The organism is Marinomonas profundimaris (assembly GCF_000508165.1).
Lineage (GTDB): Bacteria > Pseudomonadota > Gammaproteobacteria > Pseudomonadales > Marinomonadaceae > Marinomonas > Marinomonas profundimaris.
The window spans coordinates 92,907-110,873 of the sequence record NZ_AYOZ01000023.1 but is presented as its reverse complement, the minus strand read 5'-3'; the positions used below and the strand labels follow the sequence as shown (position 1 = coordinate 110,873).

At 43.8% G+C, this 17,967-nt stretch carries 19 protein-coding genes; 15 read left to right on the top strand and 4 right to left on the bottom strand.

Annotated features, from left to right (window positions below; genetic code table 11):
- Positions 1 to 32: 32 nt before the first annotated feature.
- A complete protein-coding gene (locus D104_RS29685) occupies positions 33 to 911 on the bottom strand; it encodes an AraC family transcriptional regulator (protein ID WP_024024284.1) in 879 nt (292 codons plus the stop codon).
- A gap of 184 nt (positions 912 to 1,095) precedes the next feature.
- On the opposite strand from D104_RS29685, the gene D104_RS29680 reads away from it, so the two are divergent.
- From D104_RS29680 to D104_RS29615, 14 genes are all read left to right on the top strand, one after another.
- Complete coding sequence (locus D104_RS29680) at positions 1,096 to 2,151, top strand: NAD(P)-dependent alcohol dehydrogenase (RefSeq protein ID WP_024024283.1); 1,056 nt, start codon at positions 1,096 to 1,098, stop codon at positions 2,149 to 2,151.
- An 822-nt stretch (positions 2,152 to 2,973) separates the two neighbouring features.
- Positions 2,974 to 4,863, top strand: a complete 1,890-nt coding sequence (mnmG, locus tag D104_RS29675; RefSeq protein ID WP_024024282.1) for a tRNA uridine-5-carboxymethylaminomethyl(34) synthesis enzyme MnmG — start codon at positions 2,974 to 2,976, stop codon at positions 4,861 to 4,863.
- A 51-nt stretch (positions 4,864 to 4,914) separates the two neighbouring features.
- Positions 4,915 to 5,541, top strand: coding sequence for a 16S rRNA (guanine(527)-N(7))-methyltransferase RsmG (gene rsmG, locus D104_RS29670; RefSeq protein ID WP_024024281.1), 627 nt, complete (start codon positions 4,915 to 4,917; stop codon positions 5,539 to 5,541).
- 3 nt (positions 5,542 to 5,544) lie between these two features.
- Positions 5,545 to 6,312, top strand: coding sequence for a ParA family protein (locus D104_RS29665; protein WP_024024280.1), 768 nt, complete (start codon positions 5,545 to 5,547; stop codon positions 6,310 to 6,312).
- Positions 6,313 to 6,357: 45 nt separating this feature from the next.
- Complete coding sequence (locus D104_RS29660; RefSeq protein ID WP_024024279.1) at positions 6,358 to 7,242, top strand: ParB/RepB/Spo0J family partition protein; 885 nt, start codon at positions 6,358 to 6,360, stop codon at positions 7,240 to 7,242.
- 162 nt (positions 7,243 to 7,404) lie between these two features.
- Positions 7,405 to 7,812, top strand: a complete 408-nt coding sequence (locus D104_RS29655) for an ATP synthase subunit I (protein WP_024024278.1) — start codon at positions 7,405 to 7,407, stop codon at positions 7,810 to 7,812.
- Positions 7,813 to 7,860: 48 nt separating this feature from the next.
- Positions 7,861 to 8,709, top strand: a complete 849-nt coding sequence (gene atpB / locus D104_RS29650; protein ID WP_024024277.1) for a F0F1 ATP synthase subunit A — start codon at positions 7,861 to 7,863, stop codon at positions 8,707 to 8,709.
- Between the two features lie 66 nt (positions 8,710 to 8,775).
- Positions 8,776 to 9,033, top strand: coding sequence for a F0F1 ATP synthase subunit C (atpE, locus tag D104_RS29645; protein WP_012072127.1), 258 nt, complete (start codon positions 8,776 to 8,778; stop codon positions 9,031 to 9,033).
- Between the two features lie 57 nt (positions 9,034 to 9,090).
- A complete protein-coding gene (locus D104_RS29640; protein ID WP_024024276.1) occupies positions 9,091 to 9,561 on the top strand; it encodes a F0F1 ATP synthase subunit B in 471 nt (156 codons plus the stop codon).
- 11 nt (positions 9,562 to 9,572) lie between these two features.
- Positions 9,573 to 10,109, top strand: a complete 537-nt coding sequence (locus tag D104_RS29635) for a F0F1 ATP synthase subunit delta (protein ID WP_024024275.1) — start codon at positions 9,573 to 9,575, stop codon at positions 10,107 to 10,109.
- Positions 10,110 to 10,147: 38 nt separating this feature from the next.
- Positions 10,148 to 11,692, top strand: a complete 1,545-nt coding sequence (atpA, locus tag D104_RS29630; protein ID WP_024024274.1) for a F0F1 ATP synthase subunit alpha — start codon at positions 10,148 to 10,150, stop codon at positions 11,690 to 11,692.
- 85 nt (positions 11,693 to 11,777) lie between these two features.
- Positions 11,778 to 12,638 carry a F0F1 ATP synthase subunit gamma gene (atpG, locus tag D104_RS29625; RefSeq protein WP_024024273.1) on the top strand — a complete coding sequence of 287 codons (861 nt, stop codon included), beginning with the start codon at positions 11,778 to 11,780 and terminating at the stop codon, positions 12,636 to 12,638.
- 29 nt (positions 12,639 to 12,667) lie between these two features.
- Positions 12,668 to 14,044, top strand: a complete 1,377-nt coding sequence (gene atpD / locus D104_RS29620; protein WP_024024272.1) for a F0F1 ATP synthase subunit beta — start codon at positions 12,668 to 12,670, stop codon at positions 14,042 to 14,044.
- Positions 14,045 to 14,107: 63 nt separating this feature from the next.
- Complete coding sequence (locus D104_RS29615) at positions 14,108 to 14,527, top strand: F0F1 ATP synthase subunit epsilon (protein ID WP_024024271.1); 420 nt, start codon at positions 14,108 to 14,110, stop codon at positions 14,525 to 14,527.
- Positions 14,528 to 14,617: 90 nt separating this feature from the next.
- Here the strand turns inward: D104_RS29615 and D104_RS29610 are convergent, their stop codons facing one another.
- Complete coding sequence (locus D104_RS29610; protein WP_024024270.1) at positions 14,618 to 15,358, bottom strand: TrmB family transcriptional regulator; 741 nt, start codon at positions 15,356 to 15,358, stop codon at positions 14,618 to 14,620.
- A gap of 92 nt (positions 15,359 to 15,450) precedes the next feature.
- Here D104_RS29610 and tcdA point away from each other — a divergent pair, with 92 nt between their 5' ends.
- Positions 15,451 to 16,242: a tRNA cyclic N6-threonylcarbamoyladenosine(37) synthase TcdA gene (gene tcdA / locus D104_RS29605; RefSeq protein WP_024024269.1), complete on the top strand. Its 792-nt coding sequence runs from the start codon at positions 15,451 to 15,453 to the stop codon at positions 16,240 to 16,242.
- Here tcdA and D104_RS29600 read toward each other — a convergent pair.
- Both D104_RS29600 and D104_RS29595 read right to left on the bottom strand, forming a co-directional pair.
- Entirely contained in the window at positions 16,214 to 16,621 is a 408-nt protein-coding gene (locus tag D104_RS29600) for a SufE family protein (RefSeq protein WP_024024268.1), read from the bottom strand. The two genes, tcdA and D104_RS29600, sit on opposite strands and share 29 nt — an antisense overlap.
- 6 nt (positions 16,622 to 16,627) lie before the next feature.
- Positions 16,628 to 17,845: an aminotransferase class V-fold PLP-dependent enzyme gene (locus D104_RS29595; protein WP_024024267.1), complete on the bottom strand. Its 1,218-nt coding sequence runs from the start codon at positions 17,843 to 17,845 to the stop codon at positions 16,628 to 16,630.
- Positions 17,846 to 17,967 lie beyond the last annotated feature (122 nt).

The following is a 17,967-nucleotide window of genomic DNA, read 5'->3' as shown; positions in this document are numbered from 1 at the left end:
ATCGTCTATAAAAATCAATTTTTAAAAGAACATCAAATGACCGCATCTTCTCTGCGTTTATCTTTGGTCGGTGGTGAACCAAAATAGCGTTTATAATCTCGGCTGAATTGGTGAACGCTTTTATAACCTACTTCAAAGCCAATTTGTCCCACACTAAGGACTCCTTGATTCAATAACATTTGGGCCTTTAGCAAGCGTAATTGCTTGAGATATTGCAACGGAGAAGATCCAGTCACATTTTTAAAATGATAATGGAAACTAGAGACGCTCATATTGGCTTTTTCGGCCAGTTTTTCAACGCGGATTTCTTGGTCTAAAAAGGTATTCATTTTTTGGACAGATTGAACAATACGAGAAAATTGACCTTGATTAACAACCAATTCTCTTAATACATTGGCTTCTGTATGTTGAAGCGCCTCAAAAATAACTTCTCGAACGCGACTTGCCCCCATAATTTTTGCGGTTCTAGTGTCGTATAAAGCACGGATCAAACGAATCAAGGCGGCTTCCATATCTTCGCTGACAGGCACAGAAGACATAGGGCAATAGGGTACACTTTGCTCTATGGGATTATCTAAGGAATCAGAAACCAATTCAGACAATAATGCAAAATCAATATCAATTGAAATACCTAATAGTGGCCGATCTAAACTGGCGAATGTCTCACACTCAAAAGGCAAAGGCAGAGACTGCACTAAAAAATGACCTGGGTTGTAATGAATCTCTCTGTCGCCTAAGTAACCAATTTTTTGCCCTTGAGCAATAATTGTTAGTCCTGGGCGATACATAAGTGGCATTCTAGGCAGCGATTTTGCGCATTTCATCAGTCGTACATTGGGTATTAACGTGTCAAAAAATCCATCATCATCAACCAGCGGTTTGATCAAGTCTATTAAACGACTGTCTGCCATATGTCTACCCTTGCTCTCTAAAAATCAATAAAAGCATTATCCTCTTTAGATTGCGCAAGAAAAGTTAAGTTTAATTTATTTAGAGAAATAGGCAAAAGTATAAGCAAAATGCACAACACAGAATTCGAAAAACGGCTCTAAACTGCAGGAGTCCTATTTCATGTTCAATTCTGGAGTACTCTTTATGAGCCAAGCGAAATCCTATGCGGCACAATCCGCAACAACCCCTTTAGCCCCCTTTTCTTTTGAACGCCGCGCGCTTCGTGAAGACGATATAAACATCGATATTCTTTATTGTGGCGTTTGTCATTCTGATATTCATGTTGCAGAAAGTGATTGGGGACCGAGTAATTACCCAATCGTTCCAGGTCATGAAATTGTGGGCCGTGTGACAGAAATTGGCAGCAAAGTCACTAAGTATAAAGCAGGAGACCTTGTTGGCGTTGGTTGTATGGTCGACTCTTGCCAGCACTGTTCACACTGCTCGTCAGATTTAGAGCAATATTGTGATAATGGCTTTGTTGGAACCTACGGTTTTAAAGACTTAATCGATGGTACTTTAACTTACGGCGGTTACTCTGATCATATTGTGGTTCGTGAGAAATTCGTTCTTTCTATTCCAGAAGCACTGGATGTTCGTAAAGCGGCACCATTATTGTGTGCAGGAATTACCACCTATTCGCCGCTTCGCCATCATGGTGTAAAAGCAGGTGATAAAGTCGGTATTCTAGGCATGGGCGGATTAGGTCATATGGGGGTAAAATTCGCAAAAGCATTGGGCGCGGAAGTGACCATTTTCACTCGGTCTGAAAGCAAAATTGCGGAAGCGAAAAAACAAGGAGCGGATCATGTCATTGTTTCAACGGATGATGCTCAAATGCAGGCCGTAGCAATGTCATTCGATTACTTGTTAGACACCATTCCAGTACAACACGATTTAAACCCATATCTAAACTGCTTAAAAGTAGATGGTACTCATATTTTAGTCGGATTGATTGAGCCGATAGAGCCTACTGTGCATTCTGTAAATCTGGTATTAAAGCGACGTGTTTTAACCGGCTCTTTGATTGGCGGTATTGCGGAAACTCAGGAAGTATTGGATTTCTGCGCTGAACACAATATTGAGTGCGATGCTGAGATGATCAACATTCAAGATATTAATGAAGCGTATCAACGTATGAAAAAAGGTGATGTGAAGTACCGTTTCATCATTGACATGAAAAGCCTTAAAAACGGCTAATTATTTAATATGACATCCTAGTCATAAATATGCGCCCTACATTTCATGTAGGGCGCTTTTTATTGTCGTTTTGATGACGATTTTTTACTGCGCGTGATGATATTCAAAAACAGCCTATAACGTCGACCTTCACTCACACTTCCTGCAAAGTTTAGTTGCGCAATTCATCTTGATCACGGTAACAGAGCAAAGTTACTCACAGACGGAGATTTTTAAACATTGTCTCTGTTTCTCCACAATGCAGGCCAAGCCTTTCAAAGCATGGCTTTGATCAAACTATTCACAGTAAAAAATCGTATTTTTAGATTTTTTTATTTTTTTTGCTTGTGGATTAATCTCATTTAAAAAATGCTTAAAAACACCCCATAAAAGTCATAAAACCTTTTATAAACATAACGTTAATTAAAAAAAATTTTCGAAACACACCTGTTGATAAGTATGGTGATAGCTTGATAGGAAGTTTTGCACAGTTTTTAACAACTTAGCAGTTTAAAATTGGGAGTGTATAAGTAGTACTTTTATGCACAGGAATAGGTTATCCACAACACAGGAAGATAGGGGGGAAGTTAACAAGATGTTATAGCTATATCGGTATGATTTATATGTATAAAATATACTTATCAACAGATTTTCGCTTGCTATATAAACATAACAAACATAAAAGATCTTATATACTTACTTATATATATTAATATTGATGACCGGGTAAGTTGGTTTTCGATCTCTTTCTTTTTAGAAATTAGCCTATATACTAAGCGGCCTTATCGATAGTTGATCGTTTTTTATTCATTTTTTCTGTTTATTCGTAATACCGAGGTTCCCGTGGATTTCCCAAGTAGTTTTGATGTGATTGTGGTTGGTGGCGGACACGCTGGTACAGAAGCGGCTTTGGCTGCAGCACGTATGGGTGTTAAAACATTGTTACTTTCCCACAACATTGAAACGTTAGGACAAATGTCCTGTAACCCTGCAATTGGTGGTATAGGGAAATCCCATTTGGTAAAAGAAATTGATGCCTTGGACGGTGCAATGGCATTGGCAACAGACAAAGCTGGCATTCAATTTCGTACTTTGAATTCTCGTAAAGGTCCAGCGGTTCGAGCAACTCGAGCTCAAGCTGACCGTATATTATACAAAGCGGCCATTCGCCATAAATTAGAAAACCAAGAAAACCTTTGGCTTTTTCAGCAGTCAGTAGAAGATCTGATCGTGGTAGACGGCGCTGCACGCGGCGTTATTACCCAAACAGGCATTCGCTTTAACAGTAAAACCGTGGTGTTAACAGCAGGAACGTTTTTAGGCGGCATCATACATATAGGGTTGCAGAATCACTCTGGTGGCCGAGCTGGAGATCCACCTTCAATAGGTTTGGCGGAAAAATTACGAGCGCTTCCATTCCGTGTTGACCGCTTAAAAACAGGAACACCACCTCGAATTGATGCTCGATCTGTCGATTTTTCTCAGATGCAAGCGCAACCTGGTGACGACACGACACCCGTTATGTCGTACATGGGAAACCGAGCGATGCATCCGCGTCAGATTGAATGTTTCATTACCCATACCAATGAAAAAACACACGACATTATTCGTGCAGGTATGGATCGATCTCCGATGTACACGGGCGTGATTGAAGGTGTTGGTCCTCGATATTGCCCATCCATTGAAGATAAAATCGTGCGTTTTGCCGATAAAAATTCGCATCAAATTTTCATTGAACCTGAAGGATTAACCACTCACGAGCTGTACCCAAATGGTATTTCGACGTCCTTGCCTTTTGATGTGCAAATTGAGTTGGTTCGTTCAATGAAAGGCATGGAAAACGCGCATATTATGCGTCCTGGTTATGCCATCGAATACGATTACTTTAATCCTCAGGATTTAAAATATTCGTTAGAGACCAAACACATGCCGGGTTTGTTCTTCGCTGGACAAATCAATGGCACAACGGGTTATGAGGAAGCGGGCGCGCAAGGTTTGTTGGCTGGGTTGAATGCGGCATTGCTTGCTCAAGAGAAGGACGCGTGGACGCCTCGTCGTGATGAAGCGTATTTGGGGGTGTTGGTCGATGACTTGATCACCATGGGCACCAAAGAACCGTATCGAATGTTTACCAGTCGTGCGGAATATCGTCTGATTTTACGTGAAGACAACGCAGACATGCGCTTGACTGAAAAAGGCCGTGAGCTTGGTTTGGTTTCCGATGAACGTTGGGCCGCATTTTGCAAAAAACGCGAAGCGATTGAAATCGAAACACAGCGTTTGAAATCCAGCTGGATTGTGCCAAATTCTCCGGAAGCGGCGATGATTAATCCAAAATTAGAAACGCCAATCACACATGAATACAGCTTGTTGGATTTGCTCAAACGTCCCAATATTGTTTATTCTGATATAGCAAATTTAAAAAATGCGGTAGAAGAAGCGGTTGATGAACAAGTGTCTGAACAGGTTCAAATTGCGGTTAAGTACGCGGGTTATATTACTCGTCAAGCGGAAGACATTGAGCGTTTACGTCGACAAGAAAATACGCCGTTGCCAGATGATTTGGATTACAGCAGCATGGAAGGCTTGTCGAATGAAGTAAAACAGAAGCTAAATCAGCTTCGTCCTGCGACGCTGGCGGCGGCATCGAGAATTCAAGGCATCACCCCTGCTGCGGTTTCTTTACTGCTTATTCACTTGAAAAAACGTGCCATTGCACGAAAAAGTGCCTAGAATCATCAGCCGATAATTCCTTATTGCTATCTTTATAGAAATGGATCGACTGTGACTCACTTTGACACTATTCAAAAAGGCGCCCTACAAATGGGCGCTTCTCTTTCAGATAATACTATTCAATCGCTTGTTCGTTATCTTGCCATGCTTGAAAAGTGGAATAAGGCATACAACCTGACCGCCATTCGTGATGTTGAACAAATGATTTCATTGCACCTATTGGACAGCTTGGCAACATTACCTTATATAACAGGTGACAAGATTATTGATGTCGGCACAGGTCCTGGCTTACCTGGTATGGTGCTTGCTATATGTTACCCAGAGAAACGTTTTACCTTGCTTGATAGTAATGGCAAAAAAACACGTTTTCTAACGCAAGTGAAAATGGAACTGGGCATTGATAATGTGACTGTTGAGAATGAACGTGTTGAAAAGCACGCTCATCAAGGCGAATACGATCATGTTATTTCTCGAGCGTTTGCCTCTTTACAAGATATGATAAATTGGACTTTGCCTCTGCCAAGCGACACTGGTAATTTTTTGGCAATGAAAGGGGTTTATCCTACGGAAGAAATCGCCGCGCTACCGAAAGAGGTTGATTTAGTGTCCGTAGAGCCTCTTAATGTGCCCAATATACAAGCGGAGCGTCACATGGTTGTGATGACGCGTAAAGGGTAAATAATGGCAAGAATCATTGCAGTGACAAACCAAAAAGGTGGTGTTGGCAAAACGACCACCTGTGTCAATTTAGCGGCTTCACTCGCGGCGATGAAACGTCGAGTGTTATTAATCGACTTAGATCCGCAAGGCAACGCCACGACAGGAAGTGGCTTGACTAAAGATGAATTAGACACAAGCGTTTATGACGTATTGATTGGCACGCATGGCGTAAAAGAAGTCATGAAAAAAAGCATGCCTGGTGATTACTGGGTGTTGCCTGCCAACGGCGATTTAACCGGCGCAGAAGTCGTGTTATTGGATTTGCCGAGTAAAGAAACACGTTTACGCGCGGGTTTGTATGAAGTTGACAATGATTTCGATTACATTTTGCTCGATTGTCCTCCTGCATTGAACATGCTAACCGTCAATGCGTTGGCGGCGTCTCAAGGTGTGTTGATTCCTGTACAGTGCGAATATTACGCGCTGGAAGGGTTAACGGCGTTATTGCAAACCATTGAACGTATTACGCAAGCGTTAAACCCATCTCTTGAAGTCGAAGGTATTTTACGAACCATGTATGATCCTCGCCCGAGCTTAACGCATGATGTTTCTAACCAGCTTCATAAGCATTTTGGCGACAAGGTGTACGACACGGTAATCCCTCGTAATATCCGTCTTGCAGAATCGCCAAGTTATGGTTTGCCTGTTTTACACTACGAAAAACAATCTCGTGGTGCGATTGCTTATCTCGCGTTAGCGGGTGAATTTATTAGAAAATGCGTCGCTTGATGATTTTTTTACAAAGCACGCTTAATACCCATTAAGGTTAATGAAATGACGATGAAAAAAAGAGGCTTAGGTCGTGGCTTAGATGCCTTATTGGCGCCTCAAGCGGCAGCAACGAAAGGCGCTGATGCTGGCACCGCTAATGAAGAAATCAAAGGCTTAACGTATTTGCCTGTGGATTGGCTTTCAAAAGGCAAATTCCAACCTCGTCGTGACATGAACCCTGCGCAATTGGAAGATCTTGCGTCTTCGATTCGTACTCAAGGTATTATGCAGCCAATCGTGGTTCGTCCAAGCGGCCATAATCAATACGAAATCATTGCAGGTGAACGCCGCTGGCGCGCGGCTAAATTGGCGGATTTAACCCAAGTTCCTGTGATTGTTCGTCATGTTGAAGACGCCGACGCAGTGGTCTTAGCTTTAATTGAAAATATTCAACGTGAAGACTTAAATCCCGTTGAAGAAGCGTTGGCTTTGCAGCGTTTAGTAGAAGATTTTCATCTTACTCAGCAAGAAGTCGCTGATACGGTGGGTAAGTCACGCTCTACTGTCGCGAACTTATTACGTTTACTTGGCCTGACACCTGAAGTGCGTCGTTTGCTTGAACACGGTGATATTGAAATGGGCCATGCCAGAGCCTTGTTGCCATTAGAGCACGACAAACAAATACAAGCCGCATCGCAAGTGGTGACAAAATCGTTGTCGGTTCGTGAAACAGAACGATTGGCGAAAAACTTCCAAGTAATTGAAAAAAATGAAGATAGTAAACCTTCTCTGCCTGATTTAAGTGCAGAAGCCGAACGCATCAGTCAAAAAATCAATGCCGCGGTAAAAATCCAACCTTCCGCGAAAGGGAAAGGTAAGTTGGTTATTGAATATCGAAACCCAGAACACCTAGAACTCTTGATTAGCGAACTGCTCACAGAGAAATGATGCAATTTTCAATAAAGGTTTTTTCTATCTAGACAAGATGCCCTGAAAGTCGTCTTGCTATCCAGTTTAAGTTGAACACAGCCGTCATTACCCATATAATGCCTCGAATTTTGTAAATCATCACATTGATTGCACTTTTTAAGTGCGGAGTAGAATTGGGTAATGGGAACAAATAAGCCGTTAAGCGCGAGTGCTATCATCAGCGCCAGAAAAAAGGCTGTGTTTCGTTTCCTCTTGCTACAATTATTACTTACTTTATTCGTTTCTTTGGGAATTTTTTACAGTGCTGGTTGTCTGTATGGGTACTCTTTTATATTGGGTGCATTAACCAGTATTTTACCGAGTATGTTTATGGCTTGGCGCATCTTTGGTTACAAAGGTGTTCGTCCAGCAAAAGAGGTTGTTAGATCATTCTATCGTGGAGAAGCCGGTAAATTGGCTATGACAGTGATTTTATTGTCGCTGGTTTTTCTTCTGATAAAACCATTAGCTGCAGGGGCTTTTTTTGCAGGTTTTGGTGGCGCAATTTTGAGCCATTGGCTCAGCCCTATCGTGCTAAGAAATAGTTAGCATAATAGAGGGTAGGATTTTAATCATTGAGAGAGCGTGGATATAAGTATGGGTATTGAAAGTCCAACAGCTTCTGCATATATAAAGCATCACCTTCAGAATCTGACCTTTGGTCAACATCCTGATGGTACATGGGGCCTTGCTCATGATGCTAAAGAAGCAGCAGATATGGGGTTCTGGGCAATTCATGTAGACACAATGGCGGTTTCTATCGCCTTGGGTGTATTGTTTTTGTGGTTGTTCCGTAAAGCAGCAAAGAAAATTTCGACAGATACGCCATCAGGTTTACAAAATTTTGTAGAGCTTATGGTTGAGTTTGTGGATGGCAGTGTTAAAGAAACCTTTCATGGTAAGAGTAAGGTCATTGCACCGTTAGCACTTACTATTTTTGTTTGGGTCTTCTTGATGAACTTCATGGATTTGATCCCAGTTGACTTCTTGCCAGCTGCTGCTCAATGGATTGGGGTTTCTGTATTCGGTGCTGATCCTCATAATGTGTACTTCAAATTTGTTCCGACAACCGACATTAATGCCACATTAGGCATGTCTCTTTCGGTTTTTGCTTTGATCGTTTTCTACAGTATCAAAGTAAAAGGTGTGAGTGGTTTTGTTGGTGAACTGACGTTACAGCCTTTTGGTAAATGGATGATCCCTTTCAACTTCTTGCTTGAAGGTGTTGGTCTACTTGCTAAGCCTGTTTCATTGGCATTGCGATTGTTTGGTAATTTGTATGCTGGTGAATTGATCTTTATTTTGATTGCTATTCTACCTTGGGGTCTACAATGGGCTTTATCGGTACCATGGGCAATCTTCCATATTTTGATCATCGTGCTTCAAGCCTTCATCTTTATGATGTTGACTATCGTCTATCTGAGTATGGCGCACGAAGATCACTAAAAGTGTGTTCTTTAAAGTAATATTTTTTTAAACCTTATCTAAAACTGTGAAAATGTAGGAGTTAAAATGGAAACTGTAGTTGGTCTTACTGCGATCGCTGTAGCCCTTCTAATCGGTCTAGGTGCCTTAGGTACTGCGATTGGTTTTGGTATTTTGGGTGGAAAATTCTTGGAAGGCGCTGCGCGTCAACCAGAGATGGTTCCAATGCTGCAAGTTAAAATGTTCATCGTAGCGGGTCTTCTTGATGCCGTAACTATGATCGGTGTAGGTATCGCATTGTTCTTCACTTTTGCGAATCCTTTTGTTGCTTTGGTCGCTGGTTAATATTCTGCAAACATTTGCGGAAATGATTTTTAAACGACTTAAAGCGAGGGTATTAGCGTGAACTTAAATCTCACACTTCTAGGCCAAGCTATCTCGTTTGCCATTTTTGTCTGGTTCTGCATGAAATATGTGTGGCCACCAGTAATTGCTGCGCTCGAAGAGCGTAGCAAAAAAATTGCAGACGGTTTGGAAGCAGCGAACCGTGCTTCACGTGATCTTGAATTGGCACAAGAACAAGCCACTCAAATTCTACGTGAAAGCAAAGAGAACGCGGCCGAGATTATTGAACAAGCCAACAAACGTGCGAACCAAATGGTCGACGAGGCAAAAGAGCAGGTAATTGCCGATGGCAAGCGCTTGCGCGAAGCAGCTCAAGTAGAAATAGAACAGGATGTATTGCGTGCTAAAGAAGCATTGCGTTCACAAGTTTCTGTTCTTGCATTTGCTGGTGCCGAGAAGATCTTGGGAGCCACAATTGACGAAAAAGCACATAGCGAGATCGTTGAAAAACTCGCTAAAGAGCTTTAAGCGAGGGTCTAATGGCTGAATTAAAAACAGTCGCGCGACCGTACGCTAAAGCAGCTTTCGAAGTTGCCCGTGAGCAAGGCCATGTTACAGAATGGGCCGATATGCTAAGCATATTAGCCGCTGTAACAGCGGAACCTAAGCTCAAAGTGGCACTTGGAAATCCAGCTTTTAGTGCGGAAGAGAAGGCAAACGCTCTAGCGGACGTTTGTGCAGAAGTAACAACAGAACAGGGTAAAGCATTCTTGCTTGCACTGGCTGATAAAAAGCGTTTAACGCTGATTCCAGCCATTTCTGTGTTATTTCAACAGTTCAAACTGAATTTCGAAAAAGCGGTAGATGTTGAATTTACCTCTGCTTATGAATTATCAGCAGAACAAGCACAAGCATTGGCCGCATCATTGGCGAAAAAGTTGGATCGTACTATCAACTTAACCAATGAAACAGACGCGAGCCTGCTTGGTGGCGTGGTTATCCGTACAGGTGACTTAATCATCGACGGTTCAGTTCGCGGTAAACTGGCGAAACTGTCCGAGGCGATAAACTCCTAGTGTTTCGTTAAATCGAAAACAGGGTTGAGGAATTTAGCATGCAGCAACTGAATCCATCTGAGATCAGCGAGATTATCAAGAAGCGCATCGAGAATCTCGATGTCACTTCTGATGCCCAAAATGAGGGCACAATTGTCAGTGTAGCAGACGGTATCGTTCTGGTTCACGGTTTGGCAGATGTTATGTACGGGGAAATGATTGAATTCCCTGGTGGTGTTTACGGTATTGCATTGAACCTAGAGCGTGACTCTGTCGGTGCAGTCGTATTGGGTAAATACCAAGACCTTGTAGAAGGTCAAAAAGTTAAATGTACAGGTCGTATATTGGAAGTTCCAATTGGACCTGAATTGCTTGGTCGTGTTGTTGACGCATTGGGTAATCCAATCGACGGTAAAGGCGATATCAATGCAAAGCTAACGGATAAAGTTGAAAAAGTGGCACCGGGCGTTATCGAACGTCAGTCCGTTGATCAACCTATCCAGACTGGTTACAAAGCCATTGATGCTATGGTGCCAATTGGTCGTGGTCAACGTGAGTTGATCATCGGTGACCGTCAGATTGGTAAAACGGCGTTGGCTATCGACACTATTATTGCTCAGAAAAACAGTGGCATTAAGTGTGTGTACGTAGCGATCGGTCAGAAACAATCTACTATTGCCAACGTTGTACGTAAGCTTGAAGAAGCCGGTGCAATGAGTTACACCACTGTGGTAGCGGCTGGCGCATCTGATCCAGCGGCGATGCTATACCTAGCACCATACACTGGTTGTACTATGGGTGAATACTTCCGTGACCGCGGTGAAGACGCATTGATCATTTATGATGATTTGACCAAGCAAGCTTGGGCTTACCGTCAGATCTCTTTGCTTCTTCGTCGTCCACCAGGTCGTGAAGCTTACCCAGGTGACGTATTCTACCTTCACTCTCGTCTTCTAGAGCGTGCATCACGTGTAAACGTTGATTACGTTGAGAAATTCACCAATGGTGAAGTGAAAGGCAAAACAGGTTCTTTGACCGCATTGCCAATCATCGAGACTCAAGGTGGTGACGTATCAGCATTCGTACCAACCAACGTTATCTCCATCACAGATGGTCAGATATTCTTGGAAACGAGCTCATTTAACGCAGGTATTCGTCCAGCGATGAACGCGGGTGTTTCTGTATCTCGTGTTGGTGGTGCTGCGCAAACTAAGATTGTCAAAAAACTTGGTGGCGGTATTCGTCTTGCATTGGCTCAGTACCGTGAATTGGCGGCATTCGCTCAGTTCGCATCTGACCTAGACGAAGCGACTCGTAAACAGCTAGAACATGGTAAACAGGTTACTGAACTGATGAAACAAAAGCAGTTCTCTCCTATGCCTGTCGCTGATATGGGCGTGGTTCTTTACGCTGCTAATGATGGCTTCCTTGAAGATGTTGAAACAAGCAAAATTGGTAGTTTTGAAACTGCGTTGTTAGGCTTCATGAACAGCGAACACGCTGATCTGATGGCTGACATCAACAAAACTGGTAATTTTAACGGCGAGATTGAAGCGACACTGAAAGCGGCAATCGAGAAGTTTAAAGCGACGCAAACTTGGTAATGACTTTGGTGACTCGCTAATAATTTAGCTTGTCACCATCTTCTTGCAGTTTGTGAAATAACATTCTCACAAGGGCAGTTCTATTATGGCAGTCGGAAAAGAGATACGTACTCAGATTTCGAGCATTAACAATACGCGTAAAATTACTCGTGCTATGGAAAAAGTAGCTGCTAGTAAGACGCGTAAAGCTCAGGATCGTATGGCCGCTTCTCGTCCGTATGCGGAACGAATTCGCCAAGTAGTTGGTCATTTGGCCAACGCGAATCCTGAGTATAAACACCGTTACCTTACCGAACGTGAGGCGAATCGTGTTGGTTATATCGTAATCTCTTCTGATCGTGGTTTATGTGGTGGTTTGAACATTAACGTGTTCAAAAAAGCCATTAAAGATATGAAACAGTTCGCTGATTCAGGTGTTGAAATCGACATCTGCGCTATTGGCGGTAAAGCGGTTTCTTTCTTTCGTAACTACGGCGGAAATGTAACAGCAGCTTTCACCGGTTTAGGTGATGCACCCAAAGCTGACGACTTAGTCGGCAGTGTTAAGGTGATGCTAGACGCATTTGATGAAGGTCGCATTGATCGTCTGTATGTAGTGTCTAATGAGTTCGTGAATACCATGACTCAGACGCCGACGGTTGAGCAACTTTTGCCATTAAAAGCGGAAGAGAATACAGAGTTACAGCACCACTGGGATTACATTTATGAGCCTGAAGCCGTTGAGATTTTGGACGGGTTATTGGTTCGCTATATTGAATCTCAAGTATATCAGTCAGTCGTTGAAAACATTGCGTGTGAACAAGCATCTCGTATGCTTGCGATGAAAAACGCAACAGACAACGCCGGCGATATCATTGATGAATTGCAGTTGGTGTACAACAAGGCTCGTCAAGCAGCGATTACTCAGGAAATTTCTGAGATAGTCAGCGGCGCGGCAGCGGTTTAAGGTATTTAGGTATTTAAGAGGATCCGAACATGAGTAGCGGACAAATCGTACAGATTATCGGTGCTGTTATCGACGTGGAATTCCCACGTGATAGCGTGCCAAAAGTATACGACGCCCTTACTATCGAGGGTAAAGAGTTGGTGTTGGAAGTTCAACAACAACTAGGCGACGGTATTGTTCGTACTATCGCCATGGGTTCCACTGATGGTATGAAACGTGGTTTGGTTGTTGAAAACACAAACAACCCAGTTTCTGTACCGGTTGGTACTCAAACTCTAGGACGTATTATGGACGTTCTAGGTAATCCGATTGACGAAAAAGGCCCAATCGGCGAAGAAGAGCGTTGGTCTATTCACCGCGCTGCGCCTTCTTACTCTGAGCAGTCTTCTAGCAACGAACTGCTAGAAACAGGCATCAAAGTAATCGACCTTGTTTGTCCTTTCGCGAAAGGCGGTAAAGTTGGTTTGTTTGGTGGTGCCGGTGTAGGTAAAACCGTAAACATGATGGAGCTTATCCGTAACATCGCTATCGAACACAGTGGTTACTCTGTATTCGCTGGTGTTGGTGAGCGTACTCGTGAAGGTAATGACTTCTACCATGAGATGACTGACTCGAACGTAATCGACAAAGTATCTCTTGTATACGGTCAGATGAACGAGCCACCAGGTAACCGTCTACGTGTTGCTTTGACTGGTTTGACTATGGCTGAAAAGTTCCGTGACGAAGGTCGTGACGTACTTTTCTTCGTAGATAACATCTACCGTTACACGCTTGCCGGTACGGAAGTATCTGCATTGCTAGGTCGTATGCCATCTGCGGTAGGTTACCAGCCTACACTTGCTGAAGAGATGGGTGTTCTTCAAGAACGTATCACCTCTACTAAGACTGGCTCTATCACGTCTGTTCAAGCGGTATACGTACCTGCGGATGACTTGACTGACCCGTCTCCAGCAACAACGTTCTCTCACTTGGACGCAACCGTTGTATTGTCTCGTGACATCGCATCTTTGGGTATCTACCCAGCGATCGATCCTCTTGACTCTACTTCACGTCAGCTTGACCCATTAGTTATCGGTCAAGAGCATTACGACGTAGCACGTGGCGTTCAAATGGTATTGCAACGTTACAAAGAATTGAAAGACATCATCGCAATTTTGGGTATGGACGAGCTATCTGAAGAAGATAAGCAAACGGTTAACCGTTCTCGTAAAATCCAGCGTTTCTTGTCACAGCCTTTCTTCGTAGCAGAAGTCTTCACTGGTTCTCCAGGTAAGTATGTTTCTTTGAAAGACACGATTCGTGGCTTTAAAGGCATCTTGGATGGCGAGTTTGATGATCTTCCAGAGCAAGCGTTCTACATGATTGGTAGCATCGACGAAGCTGTCGAGAAAGCTAAGAAACTTTAACCATCACGCGTAGCAAAGGCGTTGAAAGACGCTTTTGCTAAGTATGACTAAGAGAGGCAACTTATGGCTATCACAGTACACTGCGATATCGTAAGCGCTGAACAAGAGATTTTTTCCGGTACGGTTCAATCTCTTGTGGCTGCAGGCAGCTATGGCGATTTGGGCATTATGCCTGGACACGCGCCATTGTTGACAACCCTGGAGCCAGGTCCTGTTCGTGTGGTTAAAGAAAATGGTGATGAAGAACTTATCTTCGTGTCCGGTGGCTTCCTAGAAGTTCAACCGCACCGTGTCACCGTCTTGGCTAATACAGCCACTCGTGCAAGAGATCTGGACGAAGAGGCGGCTCTAAAAGCTCAGGCTCATGCCCAAGAGCTTTTGGCAGACCAAAAACCTGACGTCGACTACACTCGTGCGACAGCGGAACTAGTGGAAGCTATGGCCCGTTTGCGCACTATTCAGCAGTTCCGTAATCACAATTAAGCGGATATGTTGAGTTTGAAGTCAAAAAAAGCAGCCTAAGGGCTGCTTTTTTATTGGGTTCGATTTAATACGGAGTTATAGATTTGAGGGTTAAAGCATCTTCCATAAGGTATCGAAGATAATTTGTTGTGCTTTGGCAATGTCTTTGGATTCCAGCACGACGGCAGAAGGGAAGTTGTTACTTGCCAAAGAAATAATTGCACATTTTGGTGGATAGATTGCAATGTAGCTTGCGTCGACAGCGCCATCCGTTTTTATCCATTTACGTTCTGATAGTTCGGCTTCTTCGCCACCTTCTCCTAATGCAATAACTTTCACATTAATACCGAGCTTGACACGTTGCTTTGTGTAGTTGGGAAAAGGGCGATACAAAAACGGACGAATTGGTTTAGAGGAAAATACACAATATTCTTTATGGTCTTGTTCCGATACCACGTTTAAAATATCGCGCAAAACCCATTCAATGCCATCATCACCTTCGTAATAACGTACATTCGTATGATGATAATCTGGCTGTTGTTGGTGCAAGCTCGGAATGATTGTGGTTTTTAAGGATTCGATGGTTTTATCTAAGCGGTTGCGTTTTTCTTCCGCTAGATTGAGCAATATATCGGGATTTTCTGCCGTGAAAAAACGGCGCTTTCCTTTGGGAAAATAACTGACTACGCCTTTGCCTTGCAATTGCTTTAGTGACTCGTAAGCGGTGCCACGATTGATGCCGCTGTGTTCCGCAATGTCCCGAATAGACGAAGGTCCGAGTTTTAATAGAGTTTGGTAAAGCTGTGTTTCTCGCGGTGTTAAACCAAGTTGTTCAAAGGCTTGCTCAATCATAAGGCTCACTGTACATATCAGTATTTTAACAGAGTCAAGAATACACTTATTGAAAGAAAAGCGCAGGGCGATCTCCCTGCGAGGAGAGAAAAGTGACAGATGATCAACGGTTTGGTGGTATTCGCCGTTTATATGGCGATGCGGCGTATGAGGTTTTTTCTCAAGCGCATGTTTGTGTTATTGGCATCGGCGGCGTGGGTTCATGGGCCGCTGAAGCCTTGGCGCGTTCAGGTATTGCTAAGATCACACTGATTGATATGGATGACGTTTGCATTACCAATGTTAACCGTCAAATTCATGCGTTAAATGGCACGATCGGTGAGTCGAAAACCGATGTGATGGCGGAACGTATAGGTTTAATCAATCCAGGTTGCCAAGTAACCTCAATCGAAGACTTTATCACCCCTGAAAACATACCTGAGCTTCTGTCAGAGCCATTCGACTATATTATTGACTGCATCGATAGCATTAAACCGAAAGCCGCTCTGGTGGCGTGGTGTAAGCGCAATAAGCGCAAAGTCATTACCGTTGGCGGCGCCGGAGGTCAAACAGACCCAACCAAAATACAAACGGGGGATTTGTCTCTAACAGTGGGCGATCCATTAGCGGCGAAGTTACGCAATTTCTTACGTCGTTATTATAATTTTAGCCGTAATTCGACACGTCGCTTTAATATTGAATGCGTCTATTCAGTAGAAGAATTGAAGTACCCTCAAGGAGACGGAACCGTATCGAAAGATAGGGTGAAAGGGAATACTGAAACCAAGATGAATTGTGATACGGGTTTTGGTGCCAGTACCGCCGTGACAGCTTCCTTCGCGTTTGTGGCGGTGTCGAGAGTGCTAGACCGCTTGGCTAAGTCCGCTGCAGCTGAGAACAAATAGCCAATACACCATTGCTTCGTGAGCTGGTCAGATAGCTCGCGAGGTTCAATTCTGCTAGTTCAGTCTTTAGATCCATTTGCTGAATATCTGTTAGCGTCTTTCCTTCTACCAAGCTCAATATGGCGACTAATACGCCGCGCATGAGTTTGGCATCGCTGTCGGCTTTGAAGTGGCGTACTCCGTTTGTTTCTGTGGTGATCAGCCAAACGGCGCTTTCACAGCCTTTTATCTTATTGTCTTCGATCTTTTCTTCAGCCGACAGTCGCGGTAAGGTTTTGCTTAATGTTACCAATGCCTTAAAGGTTTCTTCTTTGCTTCGACACGCTTGTAGTTGGGCTTTGATGTTCACTGGTTTTTGTTGTCCTAAAGAGTCTGTCATTGCTTGTTACTCATCACTTAATAAGTCTATGGCTTCTAGAAGTACGTCACAAAAACGGTTGGCTTCTTCCATGGTATTGTAACAGGCGAAAGAGGCGCGCAAGGTTCCCGCAACACCAAGTTGCGCCATTAATGGATGGGCACAGTGGCTGCCAGCTCGAACCGCTACACCTTGGCTATCTAGGTAAGCGTTCAAATCCAAGATGTGAATATTAGGTACACTTAACGAGACTAAGGTGGCGCATTTTTCTGGTGAATAAATCTCGATGTCACCTTCTTTATGGAGGCGGGAATAAACGTGTTCCGCCAGAGTATGCTCCCACGCCAATAACGCATTGCGATCTTGTGCGCTTAGAAAATCGCATGCGGCGGCCAAACCAATCACACCTTCGATGTTCGGCGTACCGGCTTCCAGTCGATAAGGAAGCACATTGAATTCTGTGGCGTGATGCGATACATGACGCACCATTTCCCCGCCGGTTTGATACGGCATCAAAACCTCCAGCGCGTGATTTTTTCCGTATAACACGCCAATGCCTGTTGGGCCGTACATCTTATGGCCAGAAAAAGCGTAAAAATCACAATCTAGTGTTCGAACATCAATCGGATAATGCGCCACCGCTTGTGCGCCATCAACCAAGGTAAACGCGCCCTGTTGTTTGGCATGCTCAAGCATGATTTTCAGCGGTGTTGTGGTGCCGATGGCATTGGATATTTGCGTCGCCGCAAAGATGCGAGTGCGATCGGTGAAGTATCGGCTAAATTCTGGCGCCCAATCTCCTTTCGAGGTTAAAGGAAGAACGCGAAGTCGTGCGCCAGTCCGAAAGGCCAATTGTTGCCACGGAACAAGATTCGCATGATGTTCTAAGCTAGTGATGAGAATTTCATCGCCTTCTTCCAGCAGGTGCTCTAAACCAAAGGCCACCATGTTGATGGCTTCTGTCGCCCCTTTTGTCCAGATTATATGGCTTTGTTCGGGTGCATTAATAAAGTGTGCCACCGTGTTTCTGGCTTGCTCAAACCGGTTGGTTGCACGATCGCTCAGACAATGTGCGCCGCGATGCACGTTGGCATTGTCATGACGGTAATAATGTTGAATCGCATCCAACACGGATAAAGGTTTTTGGGTGGTGGCCGCGTTGTCTAAGTAGGTTAAAGGATGATCGTAGGCTTGCTGCGACAAAATAGGGAAAAGGGGGCGAAGCGATGAAGGGTCAAAAGCCATGGATACTCTACTTTGTGTTTGGATAATCAGGGTTTTCAAAGGGCGATTAGCTTAAGAAAAGCAATGAAATTGGCCGCAAAGAGTGTGAAATTGTACCTTAACTCCCATTAAAATCGCGAATT

What these genes read in the sequence shown, in the direction of transcription:
- D104_RS29685 (WP_024024284.1), bottom strand. Translation starts at nt 911, where the DNA reads ATGGCAGACAGTCGTTTAATAGACTTGATCAAACCGCTGGTTGATGAT.
- D104_RS29680 (WP_024024283.1), top strand. Translation starts at nt 1,096, where the DNA reads ATGAGCCAAGCGAAATCCTATGCGGCACAATCCGCAACAACCCCTTTA.
- D104_RS29665 (WP_024024280.1), top strand. Translation starts at nt 5,545, where the DNA reads ATGGCAAGAATCATTGCAGTGACAAACCAAAAAGGTGGTGTTGGCAAA.
- D104_RS29660 (WP_024024279.1), top strand. Translation starts at nt 6,358, where the DNA reads ATGACGATGAAAAAAAGAGGCTTAGGTCGTGGCTTAGATGCCTTATTG.
- D104_RS29655 (WP_024024278.1), top strand. Translation starts at nt 7,405, where the DNA reads ATGGGAACAAATAAGCCGTTAAGCGCGAGTGCTATCATCAGCGCCAGA.
- atpB (WP_024024277.1), top strand. Translation starts at nt 7,861, where the DNA reads ATGGGTATTGAAAGTCCAACAGCTTCTGCATATATAAAGCATCACCTT.
- atpE (WP_012072127.1), top strand. Translation starts at nt 8,776, where the DNA reads ATGGAAACTGTAGTTGGTCTTACTGCGATCGCTGTAGCCCTTCTAATC.
- D104_RS29635 (WP_024024275.1), top strand. Translation starts at nt 9,573, where the DNA reads ATGGCTGAATTAAAAACAGTCGCGCGACCGTACGCTAAAGCAGCTTTC.
- atpA (WP_024024274.1), top strand. Translation starts at nt 10,148, where the DNA reads ATGCAGCAACTGAATCCATCTGAGATCAGCGAGATTATCAAGAAGCGC.
- atpG (WP_024024273.1), top strand. Translation starts at nt 11,778, where the DNA reads ATGGCAGTCGGAAAAGAGATACGTACTCAGATTTCGAGCATTAACAAT.
- atpD (WP_024024272.1), top strand. Translation starts at nt 12,668, where the DNA reads ATGAGTAGCGGACAAATCGTACAGATTATCGGTGCTGTTATCGACGTG.
- D104_RS29615 (WP_024024271.1), top strand. Translation starts at nt 14,108, where the DNA reads ATGGCTATCACAGTACACTGCGATATCGTAAGCGCTGAACAAGAGATT.
- D104_RS29610 (WP_024024270.1), bottom strand. Translation starts at nt 15,358, where the DNA reads ATGATTGAGCAAGCCTTTGAACAACTTGGTTTAACACCGCGAGAAACA.
- D104_RS29600 (WP_024024268.1), bottom strand. Translation starts at nt 16,621, where the DNA reads ATGACAGACTCTTTAGGACAACAAAAACCAGTGAACATCAAAGCCCAA.
- D104_RS29595 (WP_024024267.1), bottom strand. Translation starts at nt 17,845, where the DNA reads ATGGCTTTTGACCCTTCATCGCTTCGCCCCCTTTTCCCTATTTTGTCG.